Source organism: Pseudarthrobacter cellobiosi (assembly GCF_023913815.1).
GTDB lineage: Bacteria > Actinomycetota > Actinomycetes > Actinomycetales > Micrococcaceae > Arthrobacter > Arthrobacter cellobiosi.
This window is the reverse complement of the sequence record NZ_JAMXBK010000026.1, coordinates 210,379-227,391: the sequence shown is the minus strand read 5'-3', so window position 1 is coordinate 227,391 and position 17,013 is coordinate 210,379. Positions and strand designations below refer to the sequence as shown.

Annotated in this window: 16 protein-coding genes and 1 riboswitch; of the genes, 8 read left to right on the top strand and 8 right to left on the bottom strand. The window is 66.5% G+C overall.

All coding sequences use genetic code 11. The features are described 5' to 3' along the window. Window positions 1–2: 2 nt before the first annotated feature. Window positions 3–1,025 carry an AAA family ATPase gene (locus NG701_RS14815; protein WP_252568566.1) on the bottom strand — a complete coding sequence of 341 codons (1,023 nt, stop codon included), beginning with the start codon at window positions 1,023–1,025 and terminating at the stop codon, window positions 3–5. Further along, a complete protein-coding gene (locus NG701_RS14810; protein WP_252568565.1) occupies window positions 1,013–1,939 on the bottom strand; it encodes an IclR family transcriptional regulator in 927 nt (308 codons plus the stop codon). The genes NG701_RS14815 and NG701_RS14810 overlap by 13 nt, the downstream gene beginning before the upstream one ends. 206 nt (window positions 1,940–2,145) lie before the next feature. On the opposite strand from NG701_RS14810, the gene xsc reads away from it, so the two are divergent. Continuing rightward, the gene (gene xsc / locus NG701_RS14805) at window positions 2,146–4,056 is read left to right on the top strand and encodes a sulfoacetaldehyde acetyltransferase (RefSeq protein ID WP_252568564.1); all 1,911 of its coding nucleotides are present in this window, start codon (window positions 2,146–2,148) and stop codon (window positions 4,054–4,056) included. A gap of 210 nt (window positions 4,057–4,266) precedes the next feature. After that, a complete protein-coding gene (locus tag NG701_RS14800; protein WP_252568563.1) occupies window positions 4,267–5,760 on the top strand; it encodes an NAD-dependent succinate-semialdehyde dehydrogenase in 1,494 nt (497 codons plus the stop codon). A gap of 170 nt (window positions 5,761–5,930) precedes the next feature. Here the strand turns inward: NG701_RS14800 and pdxR are convergent, their stop codons facing one another. Together pdxR and ald are read right to left on the bottom strand one after the other, a co-directional pair. Further along, window positions 5,931–7,424 (bottom strand): MocR-like pyridoxine biosynthesis transcription factor PdxR, encoded by a 1,494-nt coding sequence (pdxR, locus tag NG701_RS14795; protein ID WP_252568562.1) that lies wholly within the window; start codon window positions 7,422–7,424, stop codon window positions 5,931–5,933. A gap of 94 nt (window positions 7,425–7,518) precedes the next feature. After that, complete coding sequence (gene ald, locus NG701_RS14790; protein WP_252568561.1) at window positions 7,519–8,640, bottom strand: alanine dehydrogenase; 1,122 nt, start codon at window positions 8,638–8,640, stop codon at window positions 7,519–7,521. 232 nt (window positions 8,641–8,872) lie between these two features. Here ald and NG701_RS14785 point away from each other — a divergent pair, with 232 nt between their 5' ends. The 4 genes from NG701_RS14785 to NG701_RS14770 are packed head-to-tail and all read left to right on the top strand — an operon-like array spanning window position 8,873 to window position 13,234. Further along, window positions 8,873–10,237: an aspartate aminotransferase family protein gene (locus NG701_RS14785; RefSeq protein ID WP_252568560.1), complete on the top strand. Its 1,365-nt coding sequence runs from the start codon at window positions 8,873–8,875 to the stop codon at window positions 10,235–10,237. A 47-nt stretch (window positions 10,238–10,284) separates the two neighbouring features. After that, the gene (locus NG701_RS14780; RefSeq protein WP_252568559.1) at window positions 10,285–11,394 is read left to right on the top strand and encodes a phosphotransacetylase; all 1,110 of its coding nucleotides are present in this window, start codon (window positions 10,285–10,287) and stop codon (window positions 11,392–11,394) included. Then, a complete protein-coding gene (locus NG701_RS14775) occupies window positions 11,391–12,503 on the top strand; it encodes a YeiH family protein (protein ID WP_252568558.1) in 1,113 nt (370 codons plus the stop codon). The genes NG701_RS14780 and NG701_RS14775 overlap by 4 nt, the downstream gene beginning before the upstream one ends. An 11-nt stretch (window positions 12,504–12,514) precedes the next feature. Then, complete coding sequence (locus tag NG701_RS14770; protein ID WP_252568557.1) at window positions 12,515–13,234, top strand: sulfite exporter TauE/SafE family protein; 720 nt, start codon at window positions 12,515–12,517, stop codon at window positions 13,232–13,234. On the opposite strand, the gene NG701_RS14765 is transcribed toward NG701_RS14770, so the two are convergent. The 4 genes from NG701_RS14765 to NG701_RS14750 form a co-directional block, all read right to left on the bottom strand. Continuing rightward, on the bottom strand, window positions 13,215–13,619 hold the full coding sequence (locus tag NG701_RS14765; protein ID WP_252568556.1) for a DMT family transporter: 405 nt from the start codon (window positions 13,617–13,619) through the stop codon (window positions 13,215–13,217). The two genes, NG701_RS14770 and NG701_RS14765, sit on opposite strands and share 20 nt — an antisense overlap. Beyond that, complete coding sequence (locus NG701_RS14760; protein WP_252568555.1) at window positions 13,619–13,942, bottom strand: DMT family transporter; 324 nt, start codon at window positions 13,940–13,942, stop codon at window positions 13,619–13,621. Before NG701_RS14760 ends, NG701_RS14765 begins: the two co-directional genes overlap by 1 nt. Window positions 13,943–13,951: 9 nt before the next feature. Continuing rightward, window positions 13,952–14,017: riboswitch (guanidine-III (ykkC-III) riboswitch) on the bottom strand. A 72-nt stretch (window positions 14,018–14,089) separates the two neighbouring features. Then, the gene (locus tag NG701_RS14755; protein WP_252568554.1) at window positions 14,090–14,620 is read right to left on the bottom strand and encodes a ferritin; all 531 of its coding nucleotides are present in this window, start codon (window positions 14,618–14,620) and stop codon (window positions 14,090–14,092) included. An 84-nt stretch (window positions 14,621–14,704) separates the two neighbouring features. After that, on the bottom strand, window positions 14,705–15,376 hold the full coding sequence (locus NG701_RS14750) for a HutD/Ves family protein (RefSeq protein ID WP_252568553.1): 672 nt from the start codon (window positions 15,374–15,376) through the stop codon (window positions 14,705–14,707). A gap of 53 nt (window positions 15,377–15,429) precedes the next feature. On the opposite strand from NG701_RS14750, the gene NG701_RS14745 reads away from it, so the two are divergent. Next, the gene (locus NG701_RS14745) at window positions 15,430–16,269 is read left to right on the top strand and encodes an aminoglycoside phosphotransferase family protein (RefSeq protein WP_252568552.1); all 840 of its coding nucleotides are present in this window, start codon (window positions 15,430–15,432) and stop codon (window positions 16,267–16,269) included. A gap of 91 nt (window positions 16,270–16,360) precedes the next feature. Next, window positions 16,361–16,960, top strand: coding sequence for a phosphoribosylanthranilate isomerase (locus tag NG701_RS14740; protein ID WP_252568551.1), 600 nt, complete (start codon window positions 16,361–16,363; stop codon window positions 16,958–16,960). The last annotated feature ends 53 nt before the right edge of the window (window positions 16,961–17,013 follow it).

The following is a 17,013-nucleotide window of genomic DNA, read 5'->3' as shown; positions in this document are numbered from 1 at the left end:
CCCTAGCCGGCCGCGGCGGCAGCGAAGGCGTGGGTTGGCAGGACCTCGGCGGGCAGGTACCCCGAGGTCCGTGGTGCTTCCAGCTCACGGTCAAAGCATCGCTGGAAGAATTCGGCAATGAGCGGCTGCTCGGCTTCATCGCACTTGTTGACGAAGGACAGCTGGAACGCCTTGCCGGGGTCGCCGAAGATCCCGATGTTCTCGGCCCAGGTGATGACGGTGCGCGGGGACATCAGGGTGGACAGATCGCCCACCCGGAAACCGTCCCGCGTCAGCTTGGCCACGGCCACCATGGACGCCACCAGTTTCCGGCCGGCTGCGTCGTCCAGTTCAGGGACCCTCGCCAGTACGATCCCGATCTCGTCCTCCGCCGGGGGATGGTTCAGGGCGGCGACGATGTTCCAGCGGTCGATCTGGGCATGGTTGAGCCGCTGGACGCCGTGGTACATGCCGTTGAGGTTTCCCAGTCCCACGGTGTTGGCTGTGGCAAAGAGCCGGAACCCGGGGTGCACGTCTAGGACCCTGTTCTGGTCCAGCAGGGTCAGCTTGCCGTCGCGTTCCAGGAGCCGCTGGATCACGAACATCACGTCCGGGCGGCCGGCGTCGTACTCGTCCAGGATCAGGGCCACGGGCCGTTGGATGGCCCAGGGGACAATCCCTTCCTGGAACTCGGTGACTTGCTTGCCGTCCTTCAGCACCACGGTGTCGCGGCCCACCAGGTCAAGGCGGCTGATGTGGCCGTCAAGGTTCACCCGCACACAGGGCCAGTTCAGCCGCGCGGCCACCTGCTCGATGTGCGTGGACTTGCCTGTGCCGTGCAGGCCCTGGAGCAGCATCCGCCGGTTCCGGGTGAAGGCGGCCAGAATGGCCAGGGTGACGTCGTGGTTGAAACGGTAGGCGGGGTCCACCTCTGGGACGTGCTCGTCGGCTTCCCGGAAGGCCGCCACCTTGAGGTCGGAATCGAGATTGAACACCTCGCGGACTGAAACCACCTCGTCCGGCATCAGGCAGCTCAGCTGGTCCACAGCTCGTCCTCCACGCCGTCAGTGCGGCCCGCGTCGAGGCCGGCCGCCCCGGCCTGGCTGCCCCCGGTGGTGCTGCCGCCGTCGACGGTTCCTTCCGCGGTGCCGGAACCGGCCTCGGCCTCGATCAGACCGATCGCCGCCGCAGCACGCTGCAGGGCCGGGAGCAGCTTCAGTCCCTTCTCGGGGGTGAGCCGCATGACCGGCGCCTGGACCGCGACGCAGAGGTTGGACACGGTGTTCGTTGTGGGAACCAGCACGGCCACGCACACCATGCCGGGGAGGAATTCCTCGTCGTCGATCGCGTAGCCGTCCCGGCGGACGCGCTGGAGTTCCTCCTCGATCACCTCGGGGTCCGTCACGGTCTTGTTCGTGTAGCGTTCCAGCGGCGCAGCGGCAATGAGGCGCCTGCGCTGTGCCGGGCTGAGCTGGGAGAGGATCATCTTCCCGCTGGCCGAGCAGTGCACCGGCACCCGCGAGCCGGGCTGGAGGGTGATCCGCAGCGGTTCGGACGTTTCGATGCGGTCCAGGTAGACCACTTCGCTGCCGGACACCGCCGTCACGTTGCAGCTCTCGCCCAGTTCCGCGACCAGGTTGCGCAGCACCGCGTGGCGGGCGCCGTGGTGCATGTCATTGATCAGCAGGTTCTCCGCCATGCGCCGCAGCCGCACCCCCGTGCCGTAGTGCCGGCCGTTGTTCTCCCGGATCAGAAGGCCGGAGCTCTCCAGTTGCTGCAGCATGCGGTGCAGCGTGGGCTTGGGTGTGCCCGTTTCCTCCACCAGGCCCTGGAGCGTGAAGAGCTGGTCCTTGGTGGCGATCAGTTCCAGCAGGGAGAACAGCCGCATGGTGGGTGTGTCCCCGGCCAGCTCCGTCGGCGCCTGCAGGGCGGGCTCGCCCAGCCTGTGAATCTCAGCCATTTTGTTGTCCTCCACGTGGTCAAGCCGCACCGAAATTGGCGTCTAGTTCAAGAATATCGTACGCATCGTTCCGAATATTTGAAATACCCGTTGACGTTGTTGTTCTTTTGCCATAATCTCGGCATCATCACCAAAACAGGAACGCTACGTTCCATTTTTTATAATCAAACGTATCTAGGCGAAATCCTGGAGGAGGAGCAATCATCATGAGCCAAGACACCGTCGAACTCTCATCCGTTGCCGACGACGGCACGGCAGAAGCGCTCGTCACCGACTCATCCGAGGGGCAGGGCAAAGGCGCCCCGGCCCAGGCATCGCCGGCCAAGACCGCCCGCGAAGTCGCCAAGGGCGTGCAGAAAATGACACCCTCGGAGGCCTTCGTGGAGACCATGGTCGCCAACGACGTCACTGATATTTTCGGCATCATGGGTTCAGCTTTCATGGACGCCATGGACATCTTCGCCCCCGCAGGCATCCGCCTGGTTCCGGTGGTCCACGAGCAGGGCGCGGCCCACATGGCTGACGGCTATGCCCGTGCCAGCGGCCGCCACGGCGTTGTCATCGGCCAGAACGGCCCGGGCATCAGCAACTGCGTCACCGGCATCGCCGCGGCATTCTGGGCGCACAGCCCCGTGGTCATCGTGACGCCGGAAGCCGGCACCACGGGCATCGGTCTCGGCGGCTTCCAGGAGGCCAAGCAGCTGCCCATGTTCCAGGAATTCACCAAATACCAGGGGCACGTGACCCACCCGGCCCGCATGGCCGAATTCACCGGCCGCTGCTTCGACCGCGCCATGTCTGAAAACGGCCCCACCCAGCTGAACATCCCGCGTGACTACTTCTACGGCGAGATCACTGTGGAGATCCCGCAGCCGCGCCGCGTGGACCGCGGCGCCGGCGGCACCAAGAGCCTGGACGAGGCAGCGGCCCTGCTCGCCACGGCCAAGTTCCCTGTGATCGTCTCCGGCGGCGGCGTCGTCATGGCCGACGGCGTCGAGGAATGCAAGGCCTTGGCCGAGCGCCTGGGCGCCCCGGTGGTCAACAGCTACCAGCACAACGACTCGTTCCCGGCCAGCCACCCGCTCTGGGCCGGACCGCTGGGCTACCAGGGATCCAAGGCGGGAATGAAGCTCATCTCCCAGGCCGACGTCGTGATCGCCCTCGGCACCCGCCTGGGCCCGTTCGGCACCCTGCCGCAGTACGGCCAGGCGTACTGGCCCACCGAAGCGAAGATCATCCAGATCGACGCCGACCACACCATGCTGGGCCTGGTCAAGAAGATCAGCGTGGGCATCTGTGGCGATGCCAAGGCCGTGGCACTTGAACTGGGCAAGCGCCTGGACCAGCTCACCCTCGCCTGCGACGCCACGAAGGCCGAGCGTGCCGCCACCATCAAGGCTGAGAAGGAAAGCTGGGAAGAGGAACTCACCGCGTGGACGCACGAAAAGGATGAGTACAGCCTCGACATGCTCGAGGAGCACAAGAACGAGGACGGCAACTGGCTGTCCCCGCGCCAGGTCCTCCGCGAGCTCGAGAAGGCCATGCCGGAGAACGTCATGATCTCCACGGACATCGGCAATATCAACTCCGTGGCCCACAGCTACCTGCGCTTCGAGAAACCGCGCAGCTTCTTCGCCCCGATGAGCTTCGGCAACTGCGGCTACGCCCTGCCGACCATGATCGGCGCCAAGGCCGCGGCCATGGACCGTCCCGCCGTGGCCTACGCCGGCGACGGCGCCTGGGCCATGAGCATGGGCGAAGTCCTCACCGCCGTGCGGCACGACATCCCGGTTACCGCCGTCGTCTTCCGCAACCGCCAGTGGGGTGCGGAGAAAAAGAACCAGGTGGAGTTCTACAACCGCCGCTTCATTGCCGGCGAACTGGACAACGGCGAAAGCTTCGCCGCCATGGCCCAGACCATGGGAGCCGAAGGCATCGTGGTCGACCAGCTCGACGAGGTGGGCCCCGCTCTCAAGCGTGCGCTCGCCGCCCAGATGGAAGAGGGCAAGACCACGGTCATCGAGATTATGTGCACCCGCGAACTGGGAGACCCCTTCCGCCGCGATGCCCTCGCGAAGCCGGTCCGTACGCTCGAGAAGTACAAGGACTACGTGTAAATCCTCAGGTCAGTCCAGCCTTGCCTGTGGAGGTCTTCCGTGTGGAGGCCTCCACAGGCCTGCTTCTGGAGTTGCAGCAAGACGGAGGCGGACGCCGTGGTCCTGACTTACGGCTCCTCCTGCACGGTGCTGGTCCAGCAGCTCAGTCTTCCAGGGCCCGGCCGCGACAGGGCCAGATTTCTCGGCCCGACCCCATAGAAAAGGACGCTCATGAGTATCCAGTCAACGACCAACTCCCGGACCTCGCAGCAGGCGCTTGACGCCATCGCCACGGTCAGCACCGGCCTGTTCATCGACGGCGAATGGGCCGAAGCGGCGTCCGGGGCCCGTTTCGACGTCGTAAATCCCGCCACTGAAGAGGTCATCGCCACGATAGCTGACGGCGGTCCCGAAGACGCCCGCCGGGCCATCGAAACCGCCGGCCGCGTACAGAAGGAATGGGCCAAGACCTCGCCGCGCGAGCGGAGCGAGATTCTCCGCCGTGCCTACGACCTGATCACGGCCCGCCAGGATGAGCTCGCTCTCATCATGACCTCCGAGATGGGCAAGCCGTTCCCGGAGGCCAAGGGCGAAGTGGCCTACGCCGCGGAGTTCTTCCGCTGGTTCTCCGAGGAGGCCGTGCGGATCGGCGGCGACCTGACCACCACCGGCGACGGCAAGAACCGCATCCTCGTCTCCAAGGAGCCCGTGGGCCCCTGCGTGCTGGTCACGCCGTGGAACTTCCCCCTGGCCATGGGCACCCGGAAGATCGGCCCGGCCATCGCGGCCGGCTGCACCATGGTGTTCAAGCCCGCCAACCTCGCCCCGCTGTCTTCCCTGGCGCTCGTGGACATCCTGATCGAGGCCGGCCTGCCCAGGGGTGTGCTCAACGTTGTCTGCACCACCAAGGCTGCGGAGGTGGTGTCGCCTTGGATGGCCAGCGGCATCGCCCGCAAGGTCAGCTTCACGGGCTCCACCGAAGTCGGCGTGCGCCTGCTCCAGCAGGCATCGCAGCACGTCATGCGCTCCTCGATGGAACTGGGCGGGAACGCCCCGTTCATCGTGTTCGAGGACGCTGACCTGGACCGCGCCGTGGATGGCGCCGTCGCCGCGAAGATGCGCAACATGGGCGAGGCCTGCACGGCAGCCAACCGGCTCTTTGTGCAGCGCCCCATCGCGGACGAATTCGCCCGACGGCTGGCCGCCCGCCTCAGTGCCCTTTCGGTGGGCGACGGAGCCGACTCCGGCACCGACGTCGGGCCCCTCGTCGAAGAGAAGGCACTCACTAAAATGCAGGAACTGGTGGACGACGCTGTGTCCAAGGGCGCCACGGTGGTGTGCGGTGGCTCCCGCCCGGACCGCCCCGGCTACTTCTACACTCCTACTGTTTTGTCCGGCGTCAGCCCGGATTCCGACCTGATGAGCCAGGAGATCTTCGGGCCCGTGGCTCCTGTGGTTCCCTTCGACACCGAAGAGGAAGTCACCCGGCTGGCCAACGACACCCCGTGGGGGCTGGTGGGCTATCTCTTCACACAGGACGTGGACCGGGGCTTCCGCATGGGCGACGCCCTTGAAGTTGGCATGGTTGGGCTCAACACTGGAATTGTCTCCAACCCTGCGGCGCCCTTCGGCGGCATCAAGGCCTCCGGCCTGGGCCGCGAGGGTGGCCGGGTCGGAATCGAGGAATTCCTCGAGACCAAGTACATGGCTATTCCCCGCGTCTAAGCCCAGGCTAAGGCGCGGCCGGCTGCTGCCGTGGGGCTACCAGAAGCTGGTGCCCCACGGCATACCGGGATGTCTGGCGGCAATGTTCTCCGCCGCATGCCTGCCGGACCACAACAGCGCCCGCAGCGGGGCATCAGCCGTTCTGGTGTCTGATGGGCCCCGTCAGGCCGCTATCCAGCGGCGATTTTGGGTCTGCCGTCTCTCCCGGCAATCAGGATCTTTGCTTCCTCGCCGACCACTGCCAAACCCTCCGCAATTGAGCGCGAGGGAATGGCGCCAAAACCAATCCTGAAGCAATTCCGCGGTGCGTCCGGTTGGATGAAATAAATATCGCCACGTTCAATGAGCACTCCGCGCTTTTCTACGGCGCGGACCAACTCCAAGGCATCCAGCCCGGGTGGCCCCTCCACCCAAAGACTGACGCCGCCGGGCGGGTAGGGGCCCTGCTCCCACGGCAGGCACTGCGCGGAGATCTCGGTGACCGTCTCCCAGCGCGTCTTCAGCTGCCGGCGGTGGCGGCGGAGGGCGCGGTGGTAGTCGCCGCTGTCGATCATCAGGGCGAGGGCGCGCTGCATGTGCCCGGGAGGGTGGCGCACCTGGTACCGCCGCACGCGGCGCAATTCGGTGATCAGTTCCGCGGGCCCTACCAGGAACCCGAGCCGCAGCCCGGGGGAGAGGAACTTGGAGAATGTGCCCAGGTACAGCACGTCGCCGGTGGAGTCCAGCGCCTTCAGCGCGGGGCTGGGGCTGCCTTCATAGCGGAATTCGCTGTCGTAGTCATCCTCGATGAGCACCGTTCCGGAAGTGGCGGCGAGCTTGAGCAGACGACGGCGGCGCTCCATGCTCAGCGTGACGTTGGTCGGGTGGTGGTGGCTGGGGGTGACATACAGGAGGGCGGTGCCGCTAAGGGTCCCGGGGAGGCAGAGTCCGTCCCCGTCGACGTCGATGCCGTAGACCTGGGCGCCGGTGCGCAGGAAGATGTGGCGGGCGTCAAGATAGCCGGGGTTCTCGATGCCCACGCGCTGGTGGGGGCCGAGCAGCGTCCTGGCCAGCAGGTCCAGACCCTGCTGGGAGCCCACCGTGATGAGGACTTCATCCGGCCCGGCCTCAATGCCGCGTGCGGGAAGGATCTGGCGGCGGATCATCTCGATGAGCATGGGGTCGTCCGCGCCTACGCTGTCCTGGAGGCTGGCGAAGCGGTGGGGCTGGTACAGGGCTTCGCGCAGGCTCCGCACCCAGGCGGTGGCAGGGAAGCTGTTGACATCCACCTGGCCGGCGACGAACGGGTATGGGTAGGTGTACCAGTCCGGGGTCTTTTCCACCTCCGGGATGTCTTCGTCGGCGTAGCGCCGCATCCGGGAGGACCAATCGATCATCGAATCCGTGGCGGGCACCTCGGCCTCGGCCGCGGCCAGCATTTCCGGGTTGACGAAGATCCCGCTGCGCTCATGGCTGATCACCAGGCCCTCGGTGAGCAGCTCCTGGTAGGCCAGGTTGATGGTGTTGCGGGCAACCTTGAGCTCGGCGGCCAGCTCGCGGGAGCTGGGGAGCCTGCGGCGTGAATCGAAGATACCGACGGCGATGCCGTGCTCGATGACGCGGCGGACCTGCCGGTACAGGGGTTCGCTGGAACTGCGGTCAATCTCTATGAGTGTCCGTGGCACGATTCGCCTCCCAAGCAGCGCGATGAAGTATCAGGACCGAAAGAAGCGGGGGAGTTCAGTATGAACTCCCCCGCCAAGAATTTCTCTTTGTACTTTAGCTACGGGCCAAAGATTCCAGTGAATCAACGACGTCGATGCCATGCGCCGCGCCGACCGCGGTGTTGGTCAGGCGGCCGCCCAGGGTGCTCAGGCCTGCGCGCAGTGCAGGATTCTCGGCCACGGCCCGCTCCACGCCCTTGTCGGCGATCTGCAGAACGTACGGAAGCGTGACGTTGGTCAGCGCGTAGGTGGAGGTATGGGGGACGGCGCCCGGCATGTTGGCCACGCAGTAGAAGACGGAGCCGTGGACGCGGAAGGTGGGTTCCTGATGCGTGGTGGGGTGCGAATCCTCGAAGCAACCGCCCTGGTCAATGGCGATGTCCACCAGTACGCTGCCGGGCTTCATACGGGAGACCAGCGCGTTGGAGATGATCTTGGGTGCCTTGGCCCCGGGGACCAGAACGGCGCCGATGACCAGGTCGGCCTGGATGACCTCCTGCTCGATGGCGAGCTGGTTGGCAGCCAGGGTGCGGACCCGGCCCTGGTACATGCGGTCCGCGGCGCGCAGCTTGTCCACGTTCTTGTCGAAGAGGACCACGTCCGCCCACATGCCGGCGGCCACGGCAACGGCGTTCATGCCGGACACGCCGGCGCCGATGATGACCACGCGGGCAGGTGCCACGCCGGAGACGCCGCCGATCAGTACGCCGCGTCCGCCCTCGGGGCGGGTCAGGCACTGTGCGCCCACCAGGGGAGCCAGCCGGCCGGCCACCTCGCTCATGGGGAACAGCAGCGGCAGCGAGCCGTCTTCGAGCTGGACCGTCTCGTAGGCAATGGATGTGCTGCCGGCGTCGAGCAGGGCCCGGGTGCAGGCCTCGTCGGCGGCCAGGTGCAGGTACGTGAAGATCGTCAGGTCCGGACGCATGCGGTGGTATTCCTCGGCGATCGGCTCCTTGACCTTAAGCAGCAGATCGGCGGCGGCCCAGACCTCGTCGGCCGTCTGAAGGATGGTGGCTCCCGCTACCGTGTACGCATCATCGGAGATGGACGAGCCCTCTCCGGCGCCGGCCTCGATGAACACCTCGTGGCCGTGGGCAACGAGCTCGTGGACGCCGGCCGGCGTGACGGCTACTCGGTATTCGTGGGACTTGATTTCCTTCGGGATGCCGATCTTCATTGTGACCTCCGGGTTGTTGATGGGTTGCGCTGCAAGTAAGTCCGCTGCGCGGGCTGCGCAGCATTATCGAAGTATGGTCCGGTCCAGGATGGGACCAGAAGCACCAGATGCGCGTCGACTGACGGGACCAGACTGGACCCGTCAGACGGGCACCATGTGGCCCTGATGCCCGGGGTGGCCCCCAGCCTAGGCTTCGATCATCGCTACTCACCTCGACAAGAAGGAGATAGTCTTGGACGCCTCAACACTCCGGGCCCAGGCCCGGCGCCACCTCGGACCCCATTTCACACGCAAGGACACCTGGGACAGCGAGTTCCCGATTTTTGTCCGCGGCGAAGGAAGCTACCTCATTGACACCGAGGGGGACCGTTATCTGGACGGCCTCGCCGGTCTCTTCTGCGTGAACATGGGCCACGGCCGCCAGGACATTGCCAAGGCCGCCAGCGAGCAGATCAGCACCCTGGCCTACGCCTCCAACTGGGGCTCGGCGCACCCGCCGGCCATCGAGGCCGCCGCGCTCATCGCGGACCTGGCCCCCGGCGACCTGGGCACGACGTTCTTCGTCAACTCCGGCTCCGAGGCCGTGGAGACGGCCCTGAAGTTTACCCGCCAGTACTTCCGCAGCCAGGGCCAGCCGCAGCGGACCAAAGTCATCAGCCGTGACATGGCATACCACGGCACCACCATGGGGGCCCTGTCCATTACGCAGCTGCCCAAGATCAAGGAGCCGTTCGGCGAGCTCCTGCCGGGCATCCGCAGCGTCCCGAACACCCTCGGATTCACCGGCGACTGCGGCCCGGTCACGGAGCTCGACTGCTTCCGCGCCATTGAGCGGGTGGTCCTCGAAGAGGGCCCGGAAACCGTTGCGGCCATCTTTGTCGAGCCGGTCCAGAACGGCCGCGGAGCCCTCGTGGCGCCGGACGGTTACTGGCCGGCACTGCGCGCACTGTGCGACAAGTACGGGATCCTGCTGGTCTCCGACGAGGTGATCTGCTCCTTCGGCCGGCTGGGCCACTTCTTCGGCCACGGCGTCACCGGCGTGGTCCCGGACATGGTCACCTTCGCGAAGGGCTCCACCTCCGGCTACGCCCCGCTGGGCGGCCTGATCGTCCGCGAGCAGCTGGTCCAAGAGCTGTTCAATTCCTCCACGGGCGGCGTCTTCACCCACGGCGCCACCTGGGGCGGGCACCCGGTGTCCACCGCCGTCGCGGTCGCCAATATCACCGCCATGCGCGACGAAAACGTCCTGGGCAACGTCCAGGAACAGGGCCCCAGGATCATGGAGGCCCTGGAATCCCTCAAGAACTCGCACCGCTGCGTCAAGGCAGTGCGGGGCACGGGCTTCTTCTACGCGATCGAACTCATGGCGGACAGCTTCAGCGGCCGCGAACTGACCCAAGCAGAGTCGCTGAAGGTCCTGCGCGAGGTGCTCCCCGAGTCCTTCAAACGCACCAAGGTGATCCTGCGCGGCGACGACCGCGGCGCCACCATGATCATGATCTCCCCGCCCCTGGTAGCCGACGCTGAGGTCCTGTCAGCGCTGCTGCACGGCGTGGACGGCATGCTCACCGACATCGAGAAGGCCATCCAGCCCTAAACCACCGCATCCGGTTCTTCGCCTGATGTGGCCTCCGCAGGTTCGAGATGAGAGGTACAACCATGGCGACGGCGATTGTTGAGAAGCGCCTCCCGCAGGCAGCGTCGCCCGCGGGAAGTGCACTGTTTGAGCGCTGGCGCCAGGAGCTGTCCGGCCGCGGCCGGGTGGTCGGATTCGCCGACGGCGAGGACGAGCGTGCCGTCCGCGCTGCCAGTGCGTTGTCAGCGGAAGGAATTATCAGTCCCCGCCTCATCGGCAGAGCCAAGGAAATCCGGCGGCTGGCGGCCGAACTGGACTGTGTGCTGCCCGGCGACGCCATCCTCGACGTCGGCGGGCTGGCCGGCGACAGCAGCATCGCCGCTCTGATCGGGGAGGCTTACTCCCGCAAGCCCGAGCAGTTGACCCATGCCAGTCAGGAACCGGTCCATATTGCCGCGGCCGCGTTGCGGGCCGGGTATCTGGACGCCTGTGTTGCCGGTGCCGGGACGCCCACGGCGCTGGTGCTCCGGGCCGCGCTGCGCGTGGTGGGCCTGGACCCCGGCTGCACCACCCTGAGCAGCTCGTTCCTGATGCTGCTGCCCGACGGAAGGGAACTGACGTTCGGCGATTGCGCCGTCGTTCCCGATCCTTCCGCCGAACAGCTGGCGGACATCGCCGCCTCGGCAGCCGCCATGCACCAGGCGCTGACGGGGCAGTCGCCGAAGGTGGCCATGCTGTCCTTCAGCACCCGGGGCAGCGCTATCCACTCACACGTGGACAAGGTCAGGTCCGCGATGGAAATCCTGCGGACCCGCCACCCGCTGCTGCACGTGGATGGCGAGCTGCAGTTGGATGCCGCGCTGGTCCCCGCCATAGGGGCGGCGAAAGCGCCCGGCTCGGAGGTGGCGGGTCAGGCAAATGTGCTGGTGTTCCCCAGCCTGGACGCCGGAAACATCGGCTACAAGATCACCGAACGGCTCGGGGGAGCCGTGGCCGTGGGCCCGATCCTGCAGGGGCTGGCGGCGCCCCTGAACGATCTGTCCCGTGGTTGCAGCGCCGGGGACATCGCGTCCGTTGGCCTGTTGAGCGCCATGCAGTCGCTCTCCGTACTCGACAGAAAGGAGATCCGGCCTGAGCACGGCGCAAGCCCGCTCCGGGAGGATCGTAGACGACCATGACACAAGACGTTGCCACGCCCGTAGGACGCGACAAGCCGGAAGAAAGCGGCAAACAGCGTGGATTTCTCCCGCGAGGCCTGCGGGACAGGCGGCTGCCCGGGCTCGCACTGGCGGCCGCTGCCGTGGCCGTCGCGTGGCTTATCCACGCGGCCGTCCCGGTGCTCCCCTTCCTCACGGTGGCCGTCATCCTGGGCATCCTTTCCGCCAACCTGCCCGGGATCGGCCCGGCAGTCGAAGGAGTCATGCAGCCTGGGCTGGTGCTGGCCGCCAAGAGGTTCATGAGGCTCGGAATCGTGCTGCTCGGACTGAAGCTGAGCCTCATAGACGTCGCGGCCCTCGGCTGGGCGACGCTGGGGATCGTGGTGGGCATCGTGCTGCTGACCTTCGTGGGCACCTTGCTGCTGGGCAAGGCGTTCAGGCTTCCGGGGGACCAGCCCTTGCTCCTGGCCGCAGGCTTTTCCATCTGCGGCGCGTCCGCCATCGGGGCCATGAGCGGAGTGACCAGAACGGATCACCGCGGCACCGTGGTGCCCATCGCGCTCGTGACCCTGTGCGGGACGCTTGCCATCGCCGTGCTACCGGCCCTCAAGGGTCCTCTCGGCTTGGACGAGGTGCAGTTCGGGCATTGGGTGGGGGCCAGTGTCCATGACGTGGGGCAGGTTGTCGCGACGGCGCAGACGGCAGGCACCGCGGCCCTGGCCGGGGCCCTGGTCATCAAGCTCACCCGTGTCCTGATGCTCGCCCCGATGGTCACCGCTGCCGCTTTGGTGCAGCGCTGCCGCAATCGTTCCCGGCGCAATCGTTCCCAGCACAGCGAGGCGGCCGCCGGCATCGAAGAAGGCAAGCTCAAATTCCCACCCTTGATCCCGCTGTTCGTGGCCGGGTTCATGGCGATGATCGTGTTGCGGACGCTGGGAATCCTGCCGCATGCGGTCCTGGAAGGTGCTGCGCTCGCCCAGGACCTTCTGCTCGCTGCGGCGCTGTTCGGGCTGGGAGCGTCCGTGCAAATACGGTCAATTCTTCACACCAGCGGCAGGGCGATCGTCGTCGCCATGCTCTCCTGGGGTCTCATCGGAGTACTCGCCTACGTGGGAGTGCAATTCATCTAGGAACGGACATCATGACCACCTCGGAACTCATCATCGCGGCTCTCATAGTTGCCGTCGCCGTGGTGGCACAGGCCGGCACCGGGTCCGGATTCGGCATCGTCTCCTCGCCGCTGCTGCTGATGATCAGCCCGCAGCTGGTGCCCGGCCCGCTGCTTCTCGTTTCGGTGGTGGTCATGCTGTTCGTGAGCTGGCAGAACCGGAGGGGCCTACGGCACGTGGATCTCAAGGTGGCCATTGCCGGGTGCGTGCCCGGCGCCGTTGCCGGACTATGTGTATTGCCCCTGTTGAACGGCAAATGGACCGGAATGATCGTCGGCGGCCTGGTGGTGGCCAGCGTTCTCACCGGACTCAAGGGGTTCCGCATCCCGCAAAACCGCTTCTCCCTGTTCGCGGCCGGCCTGCTCGGCGGAGTCCTGGGTACGGTTGCCTCCACCTCAGGGCCGCCGCTTGTGGTGGTTTACCGGAGCGAGGACGCGGCCCGCTACCGTGCCAACCTCTCCCTGTTTTTTCTGGTCTCGTCGTTGGTCTCGCTGCTTGCCCTGGCGGGCGCCGGTTCCTTCGGCATGGAGGAGCTGCTGCTCACCGGCTGGCTGTTACCGGGCGTTGCCCTCGGGGCGCTGGCATCGCGGCGGGTGGTGAAGCGGATTTCCGCCGCCGCCATCCGTCCCGCGGCCCTCAGCCTGTGCCTGGTTGCCGGGGTGAGCCTGCTGATCAGAGGCGCTCTGGCCTGACGGGCACGGGTCCCGACGCCGGCGTGTCCTCGGTGGCTGGCTCAGTGTTCTTGCCCGCCGGCAGTGCCTTCAATCCCGCCGCGCAGGCCACAATCCCCGCGATGAACAGCACCTTCAACAAGCTGAAGGGTTCGACGCCGGTGGCCATCGCCCAGCCCACCGTCAGGGCAGCCCCGATCCCCACCCAGACGGCGTAGGCAGTGCCGAGCGGGATGCTGCGGATGGCTAGGCCGAGGCCGATCATGCTCAGGGTGGCGGTTACGCCGAAAACAAGAGTGGGCAGGGGCCGGGTGAAACCGTCGGACTGGCCCAGGGCGGTGGCCCAGACGGCTTCCAGCACGGCGGAGGCCAGCAGCATCAGCCACGCAGCGGAACGCTTGTTCATTACGCCACCACCTTCAGGCCAACCACGCACGCGGCGATGCCGGTGAGCAGTAGCAGGCGCGCCGTCGTCGGACGTTCCGCCTTGGTGATGATCGCGTAGGCGGAGGTCAGCACCACGCCCACGCCCACCCACACGGCGTACGCGGTGCCGGTGGGGATGGACTGCATGGCGATGGCGAGGCCGGCCATGCTGGCGAGGACGGAGACCAGGAAGAGGAGGGCGGGCGCGAGCCAGCGTCGGCCGGAGGCTTGGAATGTCCGGTGCAGGGCTGCGGCCCAGACGGCTTCCAGCGCTCCGGAAAGAATGAGAATTAACCACGACATGACAGATCCTTTGGCCAGTCTTGTCGCGTGCCGGGTACTGAACCGTCGTCCGGAGGGTCCTGTGCGGAGCCTTGTTCCCAGCATAGCAACGCCCGACGGCGGGTGGCCGGGTTGGTGGCCAACCTCACCGCCGGGCGGGGCGGAACCTTAGAGCGCGCCGCCGGCAGCTTCCGGCGCGGAAGAGTCGCGGCCCCCGTTGCCCACGGTTTCGCGGGCGATGAAGTTCTCGATGTCGAACAGGTTGTCCGCGCGCTCGGCGATGTTCAGGAGGGTGGTCATGGCGGCGACCTCCTCCACCTGCTCCTTGAGGAACCAGAGCATGAACTGCTCGCCCAGAGCATCGTCCTCGGTGCGGGCGGCGCGGAACAGGGCCTCGATCGCGGACGTCACTTCCTTCTCCTGCTCCAGCGCCAGGGCCAGCGGCTCGGTCACGGAGGAGAATTCGTTGCGCACGGTGGGGACGCCCGGGATGGTGAATTCAATGTCGCGGTCCAGCATGTACTGCACCATCATCATGGCGTGGTTCCGCTCTTCCACCGACTGCCGGTAGAAGTAGCGGGCCAGCTGCGGGAGGTCCTGGTTGGCGAACCAGGTGGCCACGGCAATGTACTGCTGCGAGGCCGCGAATTCGTTGCCGATCTGGGTGGACAGGAGCGCATTAAAGGGTGTGGAGGTCATAGCCAGAGTCTAGGAGCGCCGCGTGCCGCTGACCAGTGTGGAAAGGCTCAGATAACGAAGGCGAGGCTAGCCTGCAGCGCTGGATCAGGCAGTCACGCGGTCGATCGACACCACGGCCAGGAAGCCGCGGCCCAGAATCTCGGGGGTCCCGGTATCGGAGCCAACGACGGCGTCATACCGGTTGAGTGCCTCGGGTTCCGTGGGGCTGGGGGCAGCTTCGTCGGCGTCGGCTTCCGCGGCGGTTGCAGATTCCGCGGTGCCCGCGGTGGCGTCCGCGGCTTCCGGGGTGACGCTGAGGTTGCCCGTGCTGACGGCGGCCTGGCCCTGCAGAAGTACAGCGAGCTGGCCCTCAAAGACCGGGTGCGCGCGCTTTTTGGAGAGCTCGATGATGGACGTGAAGCCCTTGAAGGAACCCGTCCGGGTGATGACATTCAGGTCGCGGATGTCCCCGGTGGGCAGGTCCCCGTGCGCAGCGGCTTCGCCGGAGAACCTGAAGGGCCGGTACTTCTCCAGCGGGTGTTCGTCGCCGTCCACGGTGAGAAGGAGCAGCTCGCCGTCGATCACGGTCAGCACACGTTCCATGCCCGGGAACGCCGAGAAATCCCCGGCCTTGCTGACGTCGGCGATGCTGACGCGCCAGTCCCAGGCGCCGTCCTGCGCCGAGGCGGCCTTCGGGTGGCTGGCAAGCTCCCGGGTCACCCCGCCGCCGTTGCGCCACGGTTCGGACCTGAGTTCTGCGAAGCGGATGATCTCCATCGGACCAGCCTAGTTTGTTTGGGCGTCCCGGCCACGCGTGGCATGCTGGGCAAATGCGCCAGGGGATCACCGAGGAACAGAGCCGGCTGCTGACATCCTGGCTTGGGGAATTCAGCGTGGTGCAGGATTGTTCGTGGCCCCTGCATGACACGAACGTCCTCCACGTTGTCACGTCGTCGGGCGAAGGGTTCATCGTCAAGGCGAGCACCACAAGTCACCATATCCGCCGCGAGATCGCCGCCCATGCCGGCGGGTTCGAAGGGCTCCGCGGACGCGTCCCGGCGTTACGGCATGCCTCCGTGGAAGCCCGGATCCTGGTTACGGAGTTCCTGCCGGGAGTCCTGGTCGAAGGGACTCCGGCCGAGGATGATCCGGAAACGTACCGCCAGGCGGGGGAGCTGCTGGCGAGGATTCACCGGCCGGCCGGGGACTCGTGCACGTACGCAACAGCCCTCGCGGCAAAGACCCGGGCGTGGATGGACCGCGCCCACGGGCTGCTGCCGGAATCGCAACTGGAAAGCTTTGAACAGGAACTGGATGCCCTACGGCCGGGCGTGGCGCAGCTCGTGGCAACTCACGGCGATTACCAGCCAAGGAACTGGCTGCAGGACAACGGGCAGATCAAAGTCATCGACTTTGGCCGCGCTGAACCGCGTCCGTGGGTGCACGATCTGGTGCGCCTCAGTCACCAGCGGTTCGTTGGCAGGCCCGACCTGGCGGACGCGTTCCATTCCGGCCTGGACAAGATGGTGGCACCGGCGGAGGCTGACCTGTGGCGGCTGGAGAACCTGAACCAGGCCATCGGCACGGTGGTGTGGGCCAACCAGGTGGGCGACACGGCGTTTGAACAGACGGGCCGCGCCATGGTGGAGCGCGTGTTGTCCGGCGCCTGAAATGGAACCGACCCACATCGGCGCAGGGGGCACTTCCCTGTTACTCTCCTCCCGGGGGACGTCACGAAGACAGAGCCTGAAGGAGCCGAAAATGTTCGTCAAAGTCTGTGGTCTCAGTACGCCCGAATCAGTCAGTGCCGCCGTGGAGGCTGGGGCGGACGCCGTCGGGTTTGTCCTGACGGCCAGCCCGCGGGTGGTCTCGCCGTCGCAGGTTTCCACTCTTCTGGCCGATGTGCCGGAAGGCGTGGTTGCCGTCGGCGTTTTCCGGCATGAACCTGTTGCCGATGCCATTGCCATTGCCCGTTCCGCCGGACTCAAATGGGTCCAACTCCACGGGGACCTCACGCCGGAAGACGTCACAACAGTGCACGACGCCGGCATGAAGCTGATCAGGGCGGTCACCATGGCAGCCACTGCGGACGCGTTCGCCGACTGGGGCGAGGAAATCCTGCTGATTGATGCCGCCGTGCCCGGCTCCGGAGAAGCCTGGGACTATGCCTCCATGGTGGACGTGACGGCGCTCCAGGACCGCAAGTGGCTGCTGGCCGGCGGGCTGGATACGGACACCGTGGCGCACGCCACTGCAGCCTCAGGCGCGTGGGGCGTGGACGTCTCCTCCGGCGTCGAGGTTTCCCGTGGTGTGAAGGACCTGGACAAAATCCGCGCGTTTGTTAAGGCCGCCAAGGGCTGAGGCCCGGTCCAAGTTCCAGGGCCTAAGATCAGGGGCCAATCAGGGCAGACCCC